This window comes from Xanthomonas sp. WHRI 1810A (assembly GCF_040202885.1).
In the GTDB taxonomy this organism is placed as follows: domain Bacteria; phylum Pseudomonadota; class Gammaproteobacteria; order Pseudomonadales; family Pseudomonadaceae; genus Aquipseudomonas.
The window spans coordinates 198,582-217,192 of record NZ_JBEGED010000002.1; the positions used below are offsets into that span (position 1 = coordinate 198,582).

Sequence of the window (18,611 nt, forward strand, 5' to 3'; positions counted from 1 at the left end):
TGACTGAACACGTGCTTTCGCGGGCAAGCGCGCTCCTACAGGGGAGGTGCTTTTCTCGCAGATTTCCGGATGGCCATAGCGCCGTTCTGTAGGAGCGCGCTTGCTCGCGATGGCGGTGGGTCAGCGATTACAACAGTGACAGAACACATGGTTTCGCGGGCAAGCGCGCTCCTACAGGGGAGGTGGTCGCTACTGAAGGTGATGCGTTTGCCGGGCCGTTACCCTACTTGGGTTTCAATCTCGTCGCCTTGGCTGTTGAGCTGCCAGCGCCAGGCGTCGGTGAGCATGCAGTCCAGCGAGCGCTGTGCGGCCCAGCCGAGTTCAAGGTGCGCCTTGCCGGGGTCGGCCCAGCATTGGGCGATGTCGCCGGGGCGGCGGGGTTCGAGCAGCAGCGGTACGGGAATGCCGCACACGCGCTCGAACGCGTTGACCACGTCCAGCACCGAATACCCCTGGCCGGTGCCGAAATTCCAGATGTGCACCCCCTGTTTCAGGCGCAACGCCCGCAAGGCCTTCAAGTGACCTTCCGCCAGGTCCATCACGTGCACGTAGTCGCGCACCCCGGTGCCGTCAGGCGTGGCGTAATCGTTGCCGTAGACGCGCAAGGCCGGGCGAATGCCGCTGGCCACCTGTAGCAGATAAGGGAGCAGGTTGTTGGGGGTCAGGGTTGGCGCTTCACCCAATTCGCCGGAGTCATGGGCGCCGATGGGATTGAAGTAGCGCAGCAGGCCGATCGACCAGCGCGGGTCGGAGGCGGCCATGCTGTTCATCACGTGCTCTGCCATCAGCTTCGACTGGCCATAGGGATTGGAAGGCTGCCCGGTGCCGCAGGTCTCATCGATGGGCATCACCGGGCAGTCGCCGTAGACCGTGGCCGAGGAGCTGAACACCAGGGTAAACACCCCCGCAGCCTCCATGGCCTGGCACAGGGTCACGGTGCCGCCGACGTTGGTGTCGTAATAGCGCAACGGTTCGCGAACGCTTTCACCCACCGCCTTGAGCCCGGCGCAATGGATCACCGCATCGATGGGGTGTTCACTGAACAGACTGTCCAGCAAGCCTCGGTTTCTGACGTCGCCCAGGACAAACAAGGGCCGCCGGCCACTGATGGCGGTTATTCGCTCCACCGCCAGGCGAGAGCTGTTGCACAGGTTATCGAGGATCATCACGTCCTCGCCCTGATCCATCAATTCGAGCACCACGTGAGCGCCGATATAGCCTGCACCGCCAGTTACCAAGATCATGTGTCATCCTCTTCAGGCAATCTCGTTCGGCGACTTCGGACTGCCGGACCTTCCATGACGCGGTTCAGTAAAGCGGGCGACACTGAACCGTCATGAAGTTATGGGCGTTGCAGCAGACAAGAGTTCAAGCAGAGTGCCGATCGGTAGACGCCCTTCATCGGCTTTGTCTCTCGACGGGTTGAACGGTGATGGCGCGTCGTGCCTCAAAGCTTTGCCAGCGCGCAGAACGTGAACCGGTGTCACCGAGCCGCGCCAGCTCAGCAAACGAGTGTTTTCGATGCCTTGGTGCACAGGGGCCTCAGTCTCGATTCCAGTCTTCAAAAGGAATCCGAAATGAATCTAGTAGAACAACCCGATCAATTGCTCCCCGTGCCCGTTGACGCTCAGCCCGCCATGACCGGCGTGGCCAGGCCTACGCTGTTGTGCCTTTCTCATCTGCGCTGGGGCTTCGTCTATCAGCGGCCGCAGCACGTGATGTCGCGCCTGGCCCACGACTACGACGTGCTGTTTTTCGAAGAGCCGGTGTTTGTCGACACGCGGGCATCGCGGCTTGACGTGTCGCAGCCGGTACCGGGCATTACCGTGCTGGTGCCGCAACTGGCCCATGGCACCGAACCGCAACAGGTGGCCGCCGAACAACGGCAGTTGCTGGATGATTACCTGGCGCAACACGGCGGCGCCGAATTGTTGCTGTGGTATTTGACGCCCATGAGCCTGTCGTTCACCGAGCACCTCAAGGCCCACGTGACCATCTTCGATTGCATGGACGAGCTGTCGGCGTTCAAGGGTGCGCCGCCGGATCTGGTGGTGCAGGAGCAGCGTCTGATGGCCAAGGCGGACGTGGTGTTCACCGGCGGCTACAGCCTGTGGGAAGCCAAGCGTCAGCAACACGCCAACGCCCACGCCATGCCCAGCAGCGTCGACATCGCCCACTTTGCCGCCGCGCGCACCGGCCTGCCGGACCCTGCGGATCAGGCGTCCATCGGTCATCCGCGCCTGGGGTTCTTTGGTGTAATCGACGAGCGCTTCGACATCGAGCTGGTCCGTGAACTGGCCATCCAGCGTCCGGACTGGCAGATCATCCTGATCGGCCCGGTGGTGAAAATCGATCCCGAGACCTTGCCGCGTCAGCACAACATCCACTACCTGGGGGGCAAGGGGTATCCCGAGCTGCCGGCGTATCTGTCTGGCTGGGACGTGGCGCTGATGCCGTTTGCGATCAACGAATCGACGCGGTTCATCAGCCCGACCAAAACCCCGGAATACCTGGCCGGCGGTTGCCCGGTGGTGTCCACCCCGATTCGCGACGTGGTCAGTGGCTACGGCGAGAGCGGCGTGGTCGCGATTGCCGATTCGGCGGACGGCTTCATTGCCGCCATCGAGGCGGCGTTGACCCTGAAAGCCCAGGGCAGCGTGACCCAGCTCGCCGATCAGGCGCTGGACGGCATGTCGTGGGACAAGACCTGCGCCACCATGAAGGAGCAGATCGAATGCCTACGGTAACCCTTGATACTGCAAAACAGGGACCTTCGCTCTTGAACGACCCGCGTCCCTACGATTACCTGATCGTCGGCGCCGGGTTTGCCGGCGCAGTCATCGCCGAGCGCCTGGCCGAAGGGCTGGGCAAGCACGTGCTAGTGATCGATCGCCGCGAGCACATCGCCGGCAACGCCTACGACCACCTGGATGCGGCGGGGGTGATGGTCCATCGCTACGGCCCGCACATCTTCCACACCAATGCCCAGCGCATCGTCGATTACCTGTCGCGCTTCACCGAATGGCGGCCGTACGAGCACCGGGTGCTGGCCCAGGTGGACGAACACCTGTTGCCGATCCCGATCAACCTGACCACCCTCAACGGCCTGTTCGGGTTGTCGATGGACCAGCAGCAGGCCGAGGTCTTTCTCCAGCAGCGTGCCGAGCCGGTGGCGAATATCCGCACCTCCGAAGACGTGGTGATCAACCAGATCGGCCGGGAACTGTACGAGAAGTTCTTTCGTGGCTACACCCGCAAACAGTGGGGCCTGGACCCCTCGGAGCTGGACAAGTCGGTGACCTCGCGCATTCCGACCCGCACCAATGAAGACGACCGCTACTTCACCGACTCTTTCCAGGCGATGCCGCTGCACGGCTACACGCGCATGTTCGAACAGATCCTCGACCATCCCCGGATCGACGTGTTGCTGGGCACCGATTTCGATGCGGTGCGCGATCAGGTCAACTTCAAGCAATTGATCTACTGCGGCCCCATCGATGAATATTTCGATTTCTGCTTTGGCCGCCTGCCGTACCGCTGCTTGCAGTTTCAGCACGAGACCTTGCCGCAGGTGCAGTTCCAGCCGGTGTCGGTGGTCAACTACCCGGACCAGAGCGTGCCGTACACGCGCATCACCGAGTACAAGCACCTCACCGGGCAGACGCACCCGCTGACCAGCATCAGCTATGAATTTCCGTGCGCAGAGGGTGACCCGTACTACCCGATCCCGCGGCCGGAAAACGCCGAGCTGTACAAGCGCTACAGCGCGCTGGCCGACAACACGCCAGGGGTCACTTTTCTCGGCCGTCTGGGCACTTACAAGTACTACAACATGGACCAGGTGGTGGGGCAGGCGCTGGCGCTGTATCAACGCATTGAACAGGAGACCGCCGTCGACACACCGCGCGCTGAAGTGACCAGCGAATGATCGCTTCTAGGTTCGTCCCGGTAGCGAGGCATGCGCGGTGAGGGTGGCGAGCGTCTTCGATTCTTTTCTCATGGCCGGTTACGAGTGTTCGACCCAGCGCCGCGGTGACGGCCTGCGCCTGGACCTGCTCGCCGGCACCGGGCACGGCCGCTGGGTCGACAGCGATTACCGGCAGTTGGCGGAAGTGGGCATTCGTTGCGCCCGGGACGGCCTGCGTTGGCACTTGATCGAACACCAGCCCGGTCACTACGACTGGAGCAGTTTCCTGCCGATGTTGCGCGCGGCGAGGGACCGCAAGGTTCAGGTGGTCTGGGACCTGTGTCATTACGGTTACCCCGACGGGCTGGATATCTGGCGGCCTGAGTTCGTGGAACGCTTCGCCCGCTTTGCCGGGGCGGCCGCCAGGCTGATGCGGGAGGAGGGCGTTGACGTCGCCTTCTTTTCGCCGATCAACGAGATGTCGTTCTGGAGCTGGGCGGGAGGTGACGTCAGTTATTTCAATCCCGGCGCTCGAGGCCGCGGGTTTGAGCTCAAGCATCAATTGGTGCGCGCCAGCATCGCCGCCATCGAGGCCATCCGAGAGCACATGCCCCTCGCGCGCTTCGTGCAGTGCGATCCGTTGATCCATGTCGTGCCGGTGAACGCCCGGGCCGATGAGGCGGAACACGCCGAGCATCACCGGCTGGCGCAGTTCCAGGCCTGGGATCTGCTGACCGGGCGCCATTGGCCGGGGCTGGGCGGGCAGGAGGATTACCTGGACATCGTCGGAGTCAATTTCTACCCCGACAATCAGTGGTTTCATAACGGCGGGAAGATCCGTTGGGGCGAGCCGCAGTTTCGTCCGCTGTCGGGGATGTTGACGGAGGTGCACCGGCGCTACCAGCGACCGATCCTGATCGCCGAAACCGGCACCGAAGACCAGGCCCGGGTGCCGTGGCTGCACTATGTCATCGAACAGGTCGAACTGGCCCTGGCCCGCGGGGTGCAGGTGCAGGGCCTGTGTTGGTACCCGTTTCTGGACTATCCCGGTTGGGACGATGATCGCTATTGCCCGGCCGGCGTGTTCGGCTACCCCGACGGCGAAGGCACCCGCGCCGCCTACCACCCGCTGCATGTCGAAATGAAAGCGCTGCAGGCGCGGTTTCAGACATAGGTCGCGACAGGTGTTGAATGATCGTTCCCACGCAGCCTGCGGCCAGAATCAAACGCCACGGCATTGATCGTGCCCACGCAGAACGATCAATCTCGATCCGCTTCTGCCGAAGGCGTGGGAGCGAGGCTTGCCCGCGATCTGCAGCGAAGCGGCAGTAAAACCTGCGAATGCGGTGTGCCTGACACACCTCGGGTGAAGGGTTTCAGTGCCGCTGCGCACCCCATCGTCCGACTGCGGCCCAGAGACAAGCTGCGCTCCCACGGCCTGCGGCCAGAATCAAACGCCACGCCGAACGCCGTCTGCTTCTGCCGAAGGCGTGGGAGCGAGGCTTGCCCGCGAAGAGGCATCCGACGCCGCTCCGTCGTCTAGATCATTCACCCTCAGGCCGCAGGGCGTAGCAGGTTGTTCAGGGCTTCTTCCAGTTGTTCGGCGCTGAACGGTTTGGCCATGCAGTGCTGATGGGACCACGCAACGGGAATGCCCAGTTGCCCGTAGCCCGAGCAGAACATGAACGGGATGCCGCGACCGGCAATGGCTGTCGCGATTGGGAACGAGTTGCCACCAATGATGTTGATGTCCAGGATCGCCACGTCATAGGTGCCGTTAAGGGCGTACTGCACGCCGTCGTCTACCCGGCTGGCGTGGAAGGCCGTCGAGTAGCCCAGGTCTTCGAGCATCATTTCGATGAGCATCGCCAGCATCGTTTCGTCTTCAACGATGAACACCTGGGGAACGGCGATAACGGATTCGCTTGTCACAATCACAGACCGCCGTCCGCCGGTTCGACCCAGGGGATGAGCAGGGTGCAGCTCAGGCCTGATGGTTCGAACTGCACGTCGGCCTTGCCATTGAGCTCGCGTTCGATGCTGCGGCGGATCAAGCGGAAGCCGAAGCCCTTGACCGTGCTGGCATCGACCGGGACGCTGCCCGATTCCACCCATTCAATCCTCAACATAGGGGGCGACGCTTTCAGGTCCAGCGCCGAATGCAGCGTCACGTGGCCATCGGGCAGCAGCAGCGCGCCATGTTGCAGGGCGTTGGCCATCAACTCATGGAACACCATGGACAGCGTGAGCGCGATCCTCGGCTCCAGTGCCACCGCATCGCCGCTGAAGGTCACCCGTTCGGCACCACCGTCGGGCGCGCGTACCTGATCCACCAGCGCCAGCAGGTCCACGGAAATCCACTCGCCTCGGGCCAGGGCATCATGGGCCTGGCTCAGCGCGAAGATCCGCGCGTCGAAGCCTTTGCGGAACGACTCCAGTGAATCGGAATTGCTCGCCGTGAGCGACGCAATGGCCTGCACCGTGGACAAGGTGTTTTTGACCCGGTGATTGAGTTCGTTGAGCAGGGCGGTGCGGGCCACGCGGTCTTCCAGTTGCTGTCGCTCAAGCTTGGCGGTGATCGACTGGGCCAGGCGTTGTGTGGTGCCGTTCTGCTTGAGGAACGTGGTTTCACCCGCGCGGGACGGGCCGTCATACGCTGGCAGGCTGAAGGTGAACACGCTGCCGATGCCGGCGTCGCTCTTGGCCCAGAGGTGGCCACCGTGGGCGGCGATGATGCCCTGCGAGATGTACAGGCCAAGGCCATTGCCCTGGGGGTTGCCTTCCTTGATCGACCAGTAGCGCTGGAAGATATACGGCAGGTGCTCGGGGGGAATGCCGACGCCATTGTCGCGAACGTTGATCAGCACATCGCTGCCGTTGCTGGTGGCATCGATATTGATCTGGCCCCCCTCGGGGGTGAACTTGATCGCGTTGCCCACCAGGTTCGACAGCACCTGAAAGATCCGTTCCGGGTCGGCGTGCACCACCAGCCCCGGCGCGGCGGTGCAGTTGAGCTCGATGTTCTTTTCGCTGGTCAGGCTCACCAGCAGGTTGCAGACCTCTTCCAGCAGACTGGTGACATTGAGGCCCATGCACGACAACTGGTAGCGACCGGTGTCCACTTTGGCGGTGTCCAGCAGGTCTTCCAGCAGGCTGTTCATGCGCGTCGTCGCGTTCTCGATGGTCCCCAGGGCGCGGCGGATCTGCCGATTTTCGACCGTCCCGTCGCTGCCCGCCCAACGCTGCATCATCCCGCACTGCATGATGATGATCGACATCGGGTTGCGCAGGTCATGGGAGACCACGGCCACCAGTTCATCGCGCAGGCGAACCGCTTCCTGCTCGCGGTGCACCTGGCGTTCCAGGTCGTTTTCCAGCGCTGAACGGCGAATGTCTTCGGCCGCGTACAGATCGCCCCGGGACCAGGGTTGCGCGATGCCGGTGACTTGTTCTTCCCACACCTCGAACGACTGACGCGGGTGCAATCGGTGGCTGGCGGACCCTGCCGAACTGACGCTGACATGCTGGTCCGGATTGCCGCTCCAGTTCATGGTGGAGGTCAGTTGCGGGCGGAACCACATCACCGCGTTGGCGATGGGCTTGGGCAGAATGAACGCGATGACGCCGCTGGCCACGTCGCGGTAGACGGCGGCGGCAGGGTTCATTTGCTGCATGGAATCGGTATGGAACACGCCCAGGCCCTGAAGGCCTATCGGTTGCTCCCTGAGCTTCTTGCGGGTCAGGCCCACGTCGCGGATCCACAGGTGCAGGGCCCGGACCTGTTCTTTGGTCGGGCACTGGCCAAACAGGTGCAGCCGGTCTTCGATCAGCACGGCGGCGCCTTCAGCCATGGTCAGAGATTGCAGCAGATCCGGACGGCTCACCAGACCGTCGAGGATTTCCCGGTCCGCGCGGCTCATGGCCAGCGCCAGCTCGCCCAGCAGCACCACTTTTTCTTCGCGTTCACGCTGCAGGGTGCTGGCGACGATGGCCACGATCTTGGCCGACAGCAGTTGCCCGATCAGCGCGCAGGCATCCCGTATTTCCCGGGGCACCAACAGCGGCGACGGATGCCCGCAGGCGATCAGGCCCCACAGGTCGCCGTTGTCCAGCAACGAAATGCTCATGGACGAGCGCACGCCCATGTTCTTCAGGTATTCACAGTGCACTGGGGACACGCTGCGCAGGCTGGAAAAGCCCAGGTCCAGCGGCAACCCGGTCTTGGGCCTGAGCAGCGGCACCAACGGCACCGGCACGTACGTCGCGTCGGGGATCACCCGGATCCAGTTCAGCCGGTACAGCTCGCGCGCCTGGGGTGGAATGTCGGACCCGGGGAAATTCAGACCGCTGTAGCTGGGCAGGGGGCCCGTCAGCGCTTCAGCCACCACATTGCCGTGGCCCTCGGGTTCGAAGCGATAAATCATCACCCGGTCATAGCCGGTCAGCGCCTGAATTTCGTGGACGCTGATGTCGAACAGGGTTTCCAGGGTGGTGGCGGCCTGCAGGTTGCGCAGCACCCGGGTGATGATCCTGGACTGATCGAGGGCCGGCTCGACGTACGGCTCCAGTTCGATCACCAGCACGTCGTCGAATGAATGCAGCGAGGCCGTGTAGTCGGTGGTGCCCAGGGTCATGCGCATCGGGTCGCTTTCGACGCCGCGCGGGCTGCCGTGCGCCCGGGTGATCAGCAGCGATTGCTCGGCGGACATCAGCATCGACAACGGTTTGCCCAGCAATTCACTGCTGTCCAGACCCAGGTCACGGGCGCAGTTGGCGCTGATCTGTTCCACGCACAACGGTTCGCCGCTGAGGGTCAGCAGCACGCCATGGGGCTGAATGGCGCCCGGCACGCGGATGGGTTCACGCGCGCAGTCCACCAGTGCTGCTTCCAGCGCTGTGTTGGGGATTGCATCGTGCGTGTGCGGGATCATGGCGCTGCTCCGGGGTGATCCATTCGGGAACCGTCAAACGCTGCTCACGGTGTCGCAGTGCGAAAAAGAGGAAGCGTTTGCCAGCCACAGCCAGGCATCGGGCGATCAGCGGCCCAGATGACGCGCAAGGGTGTGCGAGGTTGCCGCGAAGCTGCGGCGTGAAAACCTGAGGCGAGCATTATTAGGGGTAGCGCGGGCACAGGACGGCAGATACCACGGCGCGAGGGATGCACCTTAACAGGAGATCAGCGCGCAAGATGCGGGTTAATGCGACAAGGGTATCAGTGGCGGGTTTATGTCACTCGAAAGCGGGGGGATGTAGCGGGATGTACATTCGTATGGAGGTATTCGGTGTGCGCTCAACGGCCGAACGCGGGCAACCGGGTTGCCACGCGTAAGGCCGGGGCCGCAATGAATCGATCAGCTGCGCAGGTCGCGGGCGTCGCTGGTTTCTTCCGCATTGGGCATTTCTTCAGGGAAGAACTCGCCTTTGAGACCTTGCTCGTCCAGCTTGGCCTTGAGCATCTGTTGTACGTTGCCGATGGCTGGCTTGTCGGTCAGGGAATCCACTTTTAGCCAGAGGCAAGGCAGGTCCTGGAAATACTTGTCATCGATCTCGACATCGGTGGTCAGTTTGCGGTCGACCCGCCACAGGCACTCGCTGTGTTGCAGCTTGGGATCCTGGGGATGCGTTTCCTGAGAGGTCAGCCAGACTTCGTGGAACTCGGAAAGGTCAGTCTCTGCCAGCGTTTCCAGCGGGATAAACGTATTCATAGCGTCGCCTTGTCAGTCAGTTCAGTTGCGCAGTTCAAATGCGGCCGCAGCGCTGTCGGCCTCAACCGCGTGCTACGCAAAAAAATAGAGGCATTGGCGCGCAAACAGTTCAGAAATTTCTGCGGCAGCATTGCTTCATCCTACAAACGTCAGCGAACTGTCTGACGAACGTCACCCCTCCGTAGTGAACCTGACACGGTTTGAAAGGTCTGTTGACCACTGCGCGGCATGTGGTGCCGGGTTCACGAGCCTCCGGCCGCAGTCACGATTTTCCGCGCCTTTGTCTTCTCCGCAGTTGTAGCGTAGTGCCCGTCGCTGCAGGCGCAGGCTTTGTTCATCGTCACCGGCCCGACCATCCAGGCCTTTCTTTTTTATCTTTTGAAGATCCCTCCATGTCGCTATTTCAGTCTTCCTTGCGTTCGTCCTCCCTGTCCCTGTTTCCCGGCGCCCGCCGCCGTCTGCTCAGCGCCGGTCTGCTGGGTTCGCTGCTTACCGTCTGTGTCAGCGCCCACGGCGAAACCAATGCCAAGGACCGGTGGGTCAGCGACACCCTGAGCACTTATGTGCGCAGCGGCCCCACCGATGGCTATCGCATCGTCGGCACCCTTAAATCCGGTCAGAAGGTCGAACTGGTCAACACCCAGGGCGATTACAGCCAGGTGCGGGGCAACTCGGGCGACACGGTGTGGATCCCGTCCAGTGATCTGCAGGAAGTGCCGGGCCAGACCGAGCGTCTGCCGCAGTTGACGCAGCAGGTCACCGACCTCAGCGGCCAGTTGAAGACCATCGATGATGACTGGAAAGCCAAGGTCCAGGGCATGCAGGAAACCCTGGATTCGCGCAAGAAACTGGTGGATGAACTGGAAGCCCGGGCCAAGGACCTCAACGCCCAGTTGACCGACGCCCAGTCCGAATTGCGCTCGACCCAGGCGAAACTCGGTGACGAGAACAATCAGGTGCTGATGCGCTACATGGTCTACGGCGGCAGCATCGGCGGCGCAGGCTTGTTGCTGGGACTGATCCTCCCGGCCCTGACCCGCGGCCGCAAGCGCAATGATCGTTGGTTCTGACCCGGCAGGTTCTGTAGGAGCGCGCTTGCCCGCGATTGCGGCGTGACAGCCGCTGCATCATTGACGCAAAGGATGTCTTCGCGGGCAAGCGCGCTCCTACAGGGCATTCGCCGTGTGGTCTTCTTCGATTCTGTAGGAGCCAACGTGTTGGCAAAGCGGCCATCGCGGTGCGTCAAGCCTGCCCCTTCGCTTCTTGATGCAGACAGGGTTCGTGGGAGGGAGCTTGCTCGCGATTGGACATTCGGCGCCCAAACGATGCGGCGGATGGCCCGGCGCTCTTCGCGAGCAAGCTCCCTCCCACGATGTGCGGCGACCGCGGTGTTGGACGCCTACAGAGTGTTCGCGGGGTAGTCGTCTTTCGACATTGAAACCATCACCCGCCCTCTGTTGAAACGCACCGTCAACTGCCGGTATTTCACCAGGTACCGCGCCCACACCAACGCGGCGGCAATGCCCGAGGCGCCACCGATGCCCATGGCCCAGCGCGGGCCGAAGGTGTCGGCGACCCAGCCCACAATCGGCGCGCCCACCGGGGTGCCGCCCAGGGTTGTGGCCAGCAGAATGGCCATGACGCGCCCGCGCATCAGGGGGTCGGTGGACAGCTGCACCATGCTGTTGGACGAGGTGGTGAAGGTCTGCGCCGAAATCCCCAGCACAAACAGCGCCGCGCCGAACAGCCAGAAGTTGGGCATGAACGCCGCCAGCGCAAAGCCCGCACCGAAGATCGAAATGGCCACCAGCAGCAGTCGCGCGCCGGGCCTGCCACGCCGGGCGGCGAGGAGGGCGCCGGTCACCGAACCGATGGCCATGATCGACGTCAGCAGGCCGTAATGCCCCGAGCCTGCGCCGTACACGCTGACCGCCATGGTCGAGATGAAGATCGGAAAATTCAGGCCGAACGTGCCCACCAGAAACAGCATCAGCAGGATCGCCTTCAGGTCAGGCCGCTGCCACACGTAGCGAAAACCCCCCACCAGATTGCCCCGGGCCCGCACCGGCCTGACGTGCACGTGCATGTCGCCGACGCGCAACCGGGTCATGGCGTAGATCATCGCGATGAAGGTGATCGCGTTGCTCAGCAGCACCCAGCCCGTCCCCAGAAACGGAATCAAGCCGCCGGCCACCGCTGGACCGATCATGCGCGCCGCGTTGAACGACAGGGAATTGAGCGCGACGGCGTTGGACAACTGGCTATCGTCCACCAGGTCCGAGACAAAGGTCTGCCGCGCGGGGGCATCAAACGCCGCGACGCAGCCGGAGAGAAAGGCGAACACGTAGACCTGCCACAGCGTCACGTGCCCGGTCACCGTCAACAGGCCCAGACCCAACGCCAGCAGCCCCATGATCACCTGAGTGACGATCAACAGTTTGCGCCGGTCGAAGTGGTCGGCCGCCGCGCCACTGAACGGCAGCAGCAACAGCATCGGGCCGAATTGCAGCGCCAGTACCACCCCCAGCGAGGTGGCGTTCTGTTCGGTGAGTTGGGTCAGCACCAGCCAGTCCTGCGCGGTGCGCTGCATCCAGGTGCCGATATTCGAGATCAGGGCACCGATGGCCCATACACGGTAGTTGTAGCCCTCGAGAGAGCGGAAAGTGCGGGCCATCAGGGATCCTGTGTGGAGGTGTGCCGGGCATCGGCGAGTCGTCGCGCGGCAAGATTCAGTCGCTTTGGCAGTGGGTATGTTGCGCAGGAGCGGCTACTTTTGAAAGGGCGGCAACGCAGCGCCCTGTCTTTGTGGTGTCGACGTCCGGCCTTTCCGGGCGTCCGCCCGCGCGTTGACCGGCCCTGCGACGCTGTCCCTCCCCAATAAAAAGAGAGCTGAACGATGAAGTACGAACCCTTTGCCCGGCCGCTGGTGGCGACGGTGCTTACCCTCGCTGTCAGCTGTGCTCAGGCGGCCTCACAAGCGCCCGTTGCCGGTGAAAACGGCATGGTGGTCACGGCGCAACACTTGGCCACCCACGTCGGCGTCGACGTGCTCAAGTCCGGCGGCAATGCGGTGGATGCAGCGGTCGCCGTCGGTTATGCGCTGGCGGTGGTGTACCCGGCGGCGGGTAACCTGGGCGGTGGCGGCTTCATGACCCTCCAGCTGGCTGACGGGCGCAAGACCTTCCTCGACTTCCGGGAAAAGGCGCCCCTGGCCGCCACCCCCGACATGTACCTGGACAAGGCCGGCAACGTGGTGCCCAACCTCAGTTCCAAGGGCCATCTGGCGGTCGCCGTGCCCGGTACGGTGTCCGGCATGGAGTTGGCGCTGAGCAAATACGGCACCCTCAAGCGCGCCGATGTCATCGCGCCGGCAATCCGACTGGCGCAGGACGGTTTCGTGCTGGAGCAGGGGGATGTGGATCTGCTGGAGACCGCCACCGAGGAATTCAAAAAGGACAAGGACTCCGGCCCCATTTTCCTCAAGAACGGCGATCCGATGAAAGTCGGTGACCGGCTGGTGCAGAAGGACCTGGCCAGGACCTTGGGGGAAATTGCCGCCAAGGGCAGCGCCGGGTTCTATCAAGGCTGGGTCGGCAAGGCCATTGTCGACGCCAGCCAGGCCGGCAAAGGGATCATCACCCAAGCCGACCTGAATGAATACAAGACCCGTGAACTGGCGCCCATCGAATGCGACTACCGCGGTTACCACGTGATTTCGGCGCCGCCACCGAGTTCGGGCGGGGTGGTGATCTGCGAGATCATGAACATCCTCGAAGGCTACCCGATGCAGGCGCTGGGGTATCACTCGGCCCAGGGCATGCACTATCAGATCGAAGCCATGCGTCACGCTTACGTCGACCGCAACAGCTACCTGGGGGACCCGGATTTCGTCAAGAATCCGCTGACCCACCTGCTGGACCCGGCGTATGCCACGCAACTGCGCGCCGCCATCCAGCCGCAGAAAGCCGGGGTTTCCCGCGACATCAAGCCCGGGGTCTCGCCCCATGAAGGCAATAACACCACGCATTACTCCATCGTCGATCAGTGGGGCAACGCGGTGTCGGTGACCTACACGCTGAACGACTGGTTCGGCGCCGGGGTCATGGCCGGCAGCACCGGGGTGATGCTCAACGACGAGATGGACGACTTCACCGCCAAGATCGGCGTGCCCAATATGTACGGGCTGGTGCAGGGCGAAGCCAACGCCATCGCGCCGTACAAGACGCCGCTGTCGTCCATGAGCCCGACCATTGTCACCAAGGACGGCAAGACGGTGATGGTGGTGGGCACGCCGGGCGGCAGCCGGATCATCACCGCCACCTTGCTGACCATGCTCAACGTGATCGATTACGGCATGAACATTCAGGAAGCCGTCGACGCGCCGCGTTTCCACCAGCAATGGCTGCCGGAAGAAACCAACCTGGAAACCTTCACCACCAGCCCCGATACGCAAAAAATCCTCGAAAGCTGGGGCCATAAATTCGCCGGCCCGCAGGATGCCAACCACCTGGCCGCGATTCTGGTGGGCGCGCCGTCGCTGGGCGGTAAGCCGGTGGGCAACAACCGGTTCTACGGCGCCAATGACCCACGCCGCAACAGCGGGTTGTCGTTGGGGTATTGAGGGAGGGGTGTGTTGATTGATCGTTGTTGATCGTTCCCAGGCCCTGCGTGGGAACGTCTCGAACGACGCTCCGTGTCACCGGGACGCGGAGCGTCCAACAGCCCGTTACCACGCAGAGCGTGGGAACGATCAAGGCGTTCACGGCAAATGCAAATCCTGTAGGAGCGCGCTTGCCCGCGAAGGCGATGGTTCCGGCGCTGGAGATGCGTCGGGTGTATCGGCCTCTTCGCGGGCAAGCGCGCGCCTACACATACATGCAGCGTTCAGATCATCAGGTGTGTCATCCCCGCGCCGCGAGGCTGCGCTCCATGCGCGCCAGGCTTTCTTCGAGCATGGCGCGGGGGCAGCCGAAGTTCAGGCGCACGAACTGGCCGCAGTCGTCACCGAACTCAAGCCCGGCACTTAACGCGACTTTGGCGTGTTCGAGGAAAAACTGCTGCGGGTCAGTCAACCCCAGTGCCGAGCAGTCCAGCCACGCAAGGTAGGTGCTTTGCGGCAGGTGCATGCGGATGCCCGGCAAGCGGGTACGCAGCGCCTCGGTCAGGTAATCACGGTTGGCCTGCAGGTAGGCGTTTACGTCCCGCAGCCAGTCGCCGCCGTCGCGGTATGCCGCCTGGGTGGCGTCCAGCCCCAGCGCATTGACGCTGTCCACCAGCCCCAGCCGTCCGGCATTGAAGCGCTGGCGCAGGTCAGGGTTCTGAATCACCGCGAAGGCGGTTTTCAGCCCAGCGATGTTCCACGCCTTGCTGGCCGACATCAGGGTCACGCTGCGCTCGGCAATCCGTGGGCTGAGGGACGCGATCGGGATATGCCGCCGCCCGTCGAATAGAATGTCGGCATGGATTTCATCGGAGATCAGCAACACATCGTGGCGCACACAGGCGTCGGCGATCAGTTGCAGCTCTTCGCCGCTGAAGACTTTGCCCAGCGGGTTGTGGGGATTGCTCAGCAACAGCGCGCCGGCGTCCTTGAGGCCGGCTTCCAGGGCCGCGATATCGGTGGGGTACTCGCCGTGGGCATCGACCTTGAACGGCAGTTCGATGCGCGGCAGTTGCCAGTTCGCCGGTGCGTGGAGCAGCGGCGGGTAGTTCGGGGTTTGCAGGGCAACGCCGGCGCCGCTGGGCACCAAGGCGTGCAAAGCCATGTTCACGCCGGGTTCGACGCCGGGCAAAAACACCAGGTCTTGCGGCTGGATGCGCCAGGCGTAGGCGTTCCACAGATGCTTGACCAAGGTCTCGCGCAGGCTGTCCTGGGCCACGGCGTAACCCAGCATCGGGTGCTCCAGCCGTGTTTGCAGCGCCTTCAGAATGGCGGGCGCCACGGGAAAATCCATGTCCGCCACCCACATCGGCAGTACGTCGTCGGCGTACTGGCTCCACTTTTTGCTGCCCGTCGCACGTCGCTCGATGGCACTGTTGAAGTCAATCGTCATGTCGGTCTCGGTAGTCAGGCGGTCGTCAATTCTGGTGCAGTGCGGCGCGGTTGAGAAGCGGCGCATCGGCGGTGTGTGATTTCCGGGCGGCAACCGGTGCCTGGACGGGGACGATTTCTGTCAAAAGTAGCCTCTAGAGGCTACATTTCGCAAAGTAGCCTCCAGAGGCTACATTTTGTGAAAACTGGCCTATAGTGGCGGCACAGCGACTGTGATTCAGGACATTTCCATGACCATTAGAGCGGTACTGACCGGCGATTTGATCCATTCACGGTCCGTGGGTGACACCCAGGCCTACATCGCCGGCCTGAAGAAAGTCCTTGCCGGACTGAAATCGCGCTACGGCTTCAAGGCCGACACCTATCGCGGCGACGGTTTCCAGGTGGTGCTCAAGGACGCCAGCCAGGCATTGCATTGCGCGTTGGCCATCCGCGCCGGCCTGATCGCCGCCAGCCCCGATCAGGAACGCTGGGACGCCCGGGTGGCGGTCGGCATTGGCGCCGCCGAGTCCCGAGGCAATTATGGCGAAGCGTTTGTGTTGTCCGGCCAGGGCCTGGACGGGATGAAGAAAGCCACGCTGGCAGTGTTCTGCAACAACGAGCGCTTCACCGAACTGGCCGACCTGGCCACCGATTTCGTCGCCGCCATCGTGGACAAATGGACCGTGGTCGAAGCCCAGACTTACGGCCTGCACCTGCTGGAAGACGCCGACCAGGAAAGCATCGCCCAGGCGCTGGGCAAATCCCGGGTGACGGTCAACAAGACACTGAACCGCGCCCAGGCCCGTCTGCTGGACCGTTACCTCAAGCACATCAGCCAATGGATCAGGGAGCTGCCGGATGCGTGACGTGCAGGTGTTGCTGCTGCTGATTCTGGCGCACATGGGCCTGGATTACCTGTCCTCGGCCTGGCGGGCAAAAGCGCGTCCCCCCGGCGAACCCTGGCTGACGGCGATCACCGTGCTGGCTTACGCACTGGTGGTGGGCCTGGTGTTTTTCGGTGTGGGCCAAACCCTGCCGTTTGCGCTGTTGGCAGGGGTCACCGTCGGCGCCTGGTGGGCGGTGATCCGTTGGCTGACGATCAGGATGCGCTGGGTCTTTGCCTTCGCGCTCCGCTACGCCCTCAACGTGGCGGTGATCGGTGCCGTGTGGCTGACCGCCGAGACGGGGTGGGGCGGGGCATGGGTTTTCTTGAAAGGGCTGGTCACCTCCCACAACCTGTTGCTGCTGCTGGGTTACGTGCTGGTGCTGAAACCGGCGTCGGTGCTGATCGGCTCCGTGCTCAGCCCGTGGCTGGCGTCGGTCAATACCCAAGGCACGCTGAAAAGCGCCGGCACCCTGATCGGTAATCTCGAGCGGGTGCTGATAGTGACGTTTGTCCTGCTGGGGCAATGGGAGGCCATCGGTTTTCTGCTCACGGCCAAGAGCATCTTGCGCTTCAACGACATCAAGGGGGTCGAGCAGCGGGCGCTGAGCGAATACGTGCTGCTGGGGACGTTGCTCAGCTTCACCACCAGCATCGCCATTGGCCTGGCGGTGACGAAGCTGTTGGCGCTGATTGCCGTCTAAGGCGTCGAAAAATGCAAAAAGTAGCCTCTACAGGCTACTTTCGCCAAAGTAGCCTGTAGAGGCTACTTTTCCGTCAAATCACCAGAACGCAGGCTGGCTGGCCAGGCTCGCAGACAACGCTGCGATGGCGGCGTCGACATCCTCTGCCCGGGTGTAGCGACCCAGACTCAGGCGCACCCCGGTCGCGGCTTTCTCCGGGCTCAGCCCCATGGCCAGCAACACGTGGGAAGCGCCGCCCGCTGCCGAATTGCAGGCGGACGTAGACGACACTGCCAGCGCATGAGACAGGCTCATGATATTGAAGCCGGGGCTGTCGACGCAGATGTTCAGCGTGTGGGGGATGCGCTGCTCGGGACAGCCGTTCAAGCTCACGCCCGGCAAGGCCATCAAGCCCTCACGCAATTGAACGGACAGGGCGCTGATGCGTCGGGTTTCTTCGTCCATCTCGGCGCTGGACAAGGCAAACGCTGCGCCCATGCCGACGATCTGGTGGGTGGCCAGCGTGCCAGAGCGGAACCCCTGCTCATGCCCGCCGCCGTGCATCTGCGCGTCCAGCAGCGGCCACGCGCGCTCGCCGACGTAGAGCGCGCCGATGCCTTTGGGGCCGTAGGTTTTGTGCGCCGAGAAGGACATCAGGTCCACGTCCAGGCTGTTCAGGTCGATGGCGACTTTGCCGGTGCCCTGGGCGGCATCCACATGAAAAATCGCCCCATGCTCGCGGACGATGCGCCCGATGCCGGCGATGTCGGTGAGGGTGCCCAGCTCGTTGTTGACCAGCATCAGCGACACCAGCAGCGTGTCGTCGCGCAACGCCTGGCGAACCGCCTCCGGCTGGATCAGGCCGTGGCTGTCGGGCTCAAGCCAGGTCACCGGATGCCCGGCCAGCTCCAGCTGGCGCACGGTGTCGATGACGGCCTTGTGTTCGATGCGGCTGGTGATCAGGTGGCGCCGGGCAGGCTCGCCGCTGGAGGCAATGCCCTTGATCGCCAGGTTGTTGGATTCTGTCGCGCCGGACGTCCAGACCAGCGTCTGTGACGGGGCGCCCACCAGCTCGGCCACCTGGCGACGGGCGAGTTCGACGGCCTGGCGGGCCTGGTTACCGTAAGTGTGGGAATTGGAAGCGGGGTTGCCGAATGTGCCTTCTCGGCCGAGGCACGTAACCATGTGCTGGATGACACGGTCGTCGACTGGCGTGGTGGCGGCGTAGTCGAAATAAAGAGGGAGGTTGGACATGGTCGGCCTGCGCTGTCTGAAGATGTAAAAAGGTTACTAGCGTCAAACCGAAAAAAAATTGATCAATGGCCGTCCACGGGCAGATAATTCGGAATTTCTTTCGGTTTACTGGCTGATTTGAGGAATTTCATTCCAGCGTCCAACC

The 18,611-nt window shown here is 63.0% G+C and carries 14 protein-coding genes; 7 read left to right on the forward strand and 7 right to left on the reverse strand.

Annotated features, from left to right (window positions below; all coding sequences use genetic code 11):
* Positions 1-218: 218 nt before the first annotated feature.
* Entirely contained in the window at positions 219-1,244 is a 1,026-nt protein-coding gene (galE, locus tag ABQX22_RS04215) for a UDP-glucose 4-epimerase GalE (RefSeq protein WP_349796800.1), read from the reverse strand.
* 333 nt (positions 1,245-1,577) lie between these two features.
* On the opposite strand from galE, the gene ABQX22_RS04220 reads away from it, so the two are divergent.
* From ABQX22_RS04220 to ABQX22_RS04230, 3 genes are all read left to right on the forward strand, one after another.
* On the forward strand, positions 1,578-2,747 hold the full coding sequence (locus tag ABQX22_RS04220) for a glycosyltransferase family 1 protein (RefSeq protein WP_441005240.1): 1,170 nt from the start codon (positions 1,578-1,580) through the stop codon (positions 2,745-2,747).
* On the forward strand, positions 2,735-3,928 hold the full coding sequence (gene glf / locus ABQX22_RS04225; RefSeq protein WP_349796802.1) for a UDP-galactopyranose mutase: 1,194 nt from the start codon (positions 2,735-2,737) through the stop codon (positions 3,926-3,928). The genes ABQX22_RS04220 and glf overlap by 13 nt, the downstream gene beginning before the upstream one ends.
* 70 nt (positions 3,929-3,998) lie before the next feature.
* Positions 3,999-5,081 (forward strand): beta-glucosidase, encoded by a 1,083-nt coding sequence (locus ABQX22_RS04230; RefSeq protein WP_349796804.1) that lies wholly within the window; start codon positions 3,999-4,001, stop codon positions 5,079-5,081.
* A 380-nt stretch (positions 5,082-5,461) separates the two neighbouring features.
* Here the strand turns inward: ABQX22_RS04230 and ABQX22_RS04235 are convergent, their stop codons facing one another.
* The 3 genes from ABQX22_RS04235 to ABQX22_RS04245 all read right to left on the reverse strand — a co-directional run bounded on the left by ABQX22_RS04235 (position 5,462) and on the right by ABQX22_RS04245 (position 9,612).
* Positions 5,462-5,845 (reverse strand): response regulator, encoded by a 384-nt coding sequence (locus ABQX22_RS04235; RefSeq protein ID WP_349796806.1) that lies wholly within the window; start codon positions 5,843-5,845, stop codon positions 5,462-5,464.
* Positions 5,842-8,838 carry an ATP-binding protein gene (locus ABQX22_RS04240; protein ID WP_349796808.1) on the reverse strand — a complete coding sequence of 999 codons (2,997 nt, stop codon included), beginning with the start codon at positions 8,836-8,838 and terminating at the stop codon, positions 5,842-5,844. Before ABQX22_RS04240 ends, ABQX22_RS04235 begins: the two co-directional genes overlap by 4 nt.
* Before the next feature lie 420 nt (positions 8,839-9,258).
* Entirely contained in the window at positions 9,259-9,612 is a 354-nt protein-coding gene (locus tag ABQX22_RS04245) for a hypothetical protein (RefSeq protein ID WP_349796810.1), read from the reverse strand.
* A gap of 392 nt (positions 9,613-10,004) precedes the next feature.
* On the opposite strand from ABQX22_RS04245, the gene ABQX22_RS04250 reads away from it, so the two are divergent.
* The gene (locus ABQX22_RS04250) at positions 10,005-10,682 is read left to right on the forward strand and encodes a TIGR04211 family SH3 domain-containing protein (protein WP_349796812.1); all 678 of its coding nucleotides are present in this window, start codon (positions 10,005-10,007) and stop codon (positions 10,680-10,682) included.
* Between the two features lie 329 nt (positions 10,683-11,011).
* On the opposite strand, the gene ABQX22_RS04255 is transcribed toward ABQX22_RS04250, so the two are convergent.
* Positions 11,012-12,286, reverse strand: a complete 1,275-nt coding sequence (locus tag ABQX22_RS04255; protein WP_349796814.1) for an MFS transporter — start codon at positions 12,284-12,286, stop codon at positions 11,012-11,014.
* Between the two features lie 222 nt (positions 12,287-12,508).
* Between ABQX22_RS04255 and ggt the strand changes: the two genes are divergently transcribed.
* Positions 12,509-14,233 carry a gamma-glutamyltransferase gene (gene ggt, locus ABQX22_RS04260; protein ID WP_349796816.1) on the forward strand — a complete coding sequence of 575 codons (1,725 nt, stop codon included), beginning with the start codon at positions 12,509-12,511 and terminating at the stop codon, positions 14,231-14,233.
* A 280-nt stretch (positions 14,234-14,513) separates the two neighbouring features.
* Here ggt and ABQX22_RS04265 read toward each other — a convergent pair whose 3' ends face one another.
* A complete protein-coding gene (locus ABQX22_RS04265; RefSeq protein ID WP_349796818.1) occupies positions 14,514-15,665 on the reverse strand; it encodes a MalY/PatB family protein in 1,152 nt (383 codons plus the stop codon).
* Between the two features lie 229 nt (positions 15,666-15,894).
* Between ABQX22_RS04265 and ABQX22_RS04270 the strand changes: the two genes are divergently transcribed.
* The gene (locus ABQX22_RS04270) at positions 15,895-16,512 is read left to right on the forward strand and encodes a hypothetical protein (protein ID WP_349796820.1); all 618 of its coding nucleotides are present in this window, start codon (positions 15,895-15,897) and stop codon (positions 16,510-16,512) included.
* A complete protein-coding gene (locus tag ABQX22_RS04275; RefSeq protein ID WP_349796822.1) occupies positions 16,505-17,233 on the forward strand; it encodes a hypothetical protein in 729 nt (242 codons plus the stop codon). Before ABQX22_RS04270 ends, ABQX22_RS04275 begins: the two co-directional genes overlap by 8 nt.
* Positions 17,234-17,311: 78 nt before the next feature.
* Here ABQX22_RS04275 and ABQX22_RS04280 read toward each other — a convergent pair whose 3' ends face one another.
* Entirely contained in the window at positions 17,312-18,466 is a 1,155-nt protein-coding gene (locus ABQX22_RS04280) for a cysteine desulfurase family protein (RefSeq protein WP_349796824.1), read from the reverse strand.
* Positions 18,467-18,611 lie beyond the last annotated feature (145 nt).

Coding starts and splice junctions, on each gene's coding strand:
- ABQX22_RS04250 (WP_349796812.1), top strand. CDS start 10,005: ATGTCGCTATTTCAGTCTTCCTTGCGTTCGTCCTCCCTGTCCCTGTTT.
- ABQX22_RS04220 (WP_441005240.1), top strand. CDS start 1,578: ATGAATCTAGTAGAACAACCCGATCAATTGCTCCCCGTGCCCGTTGAC.
- ABQX22_RS04265 (WP_349796818.1), bottom strand. CDS start 15,665: ATGACGATTGACTTCAACAGTGCCATCGAGCGACGTGCGACGGGCAGC.
- ABQX22_RS04275 (WP_349796822.1), top strand. CDS start 16,505: ATGCGTGACGTGCAGGTGTTGCTGCTGCTGATTCTGGCGCACATGGGC.
- ABQX22_RS04270 (WP_349796820.1), top strand. CDS start 15,895: ATGACCATTAGAGCGGTACTGACCGGCGATTTGATCCATTCACGGTCC.
- ggt (WP_349796816.1), top strand. CDS start 12,509: ATGAAGTACGAACCCTTTGCCCGGCCGCTGGTGGCGACGGTGCTTACC.
- ABQX22_RS04280 (WP_349796824.1), bottom strand. CDS start 18,466: ATGTCCAACCTCCCTCTTTATTTCGACTACGCCGCCACCACGCCAGTC.
- ABQX22_RS04230 (WP_349796804.1), top strand. CDS start 3,999: ATGGCCGGTTACGAGTGTTCGACCCAGCGCCGCGGTGACGGCCTGCGC.
- ABQX22_RS04240 (WP_349796808.1), bottom strand. CDS start 8,838: ATGATCCCGCACACGCACGATGCAATCCCCAACACAGCGCTGGAAGCA.
- galE (WP_349796800.1), bottom strand. CDS start 1,244: ATGATCTTGGTAACTGGCGGTGCAGGCTATATCGGCGCTCACGTGGTG.
- ABQX22_RS04255 (WP_349796814.1), bottom strand. CDS start 12,286: ATGGCCCGCACTTTCCGCTCTCTCGAGGGCTACAACTACCGTGTATGG.
- ABQX22_RS04245 (WP_349796810.1), bottom strand. CDS start 9,612: ATGAATACGTTTATCCCGCTGGAAACGCTGGCAGAGACTGACCTTTCC.
- glf (WP_349796802.1), top strand. CDS start 2,735: ATGCCTACGGTAACCCTTGATACTGCAAAACAGGGACCTTCGCTCTTG.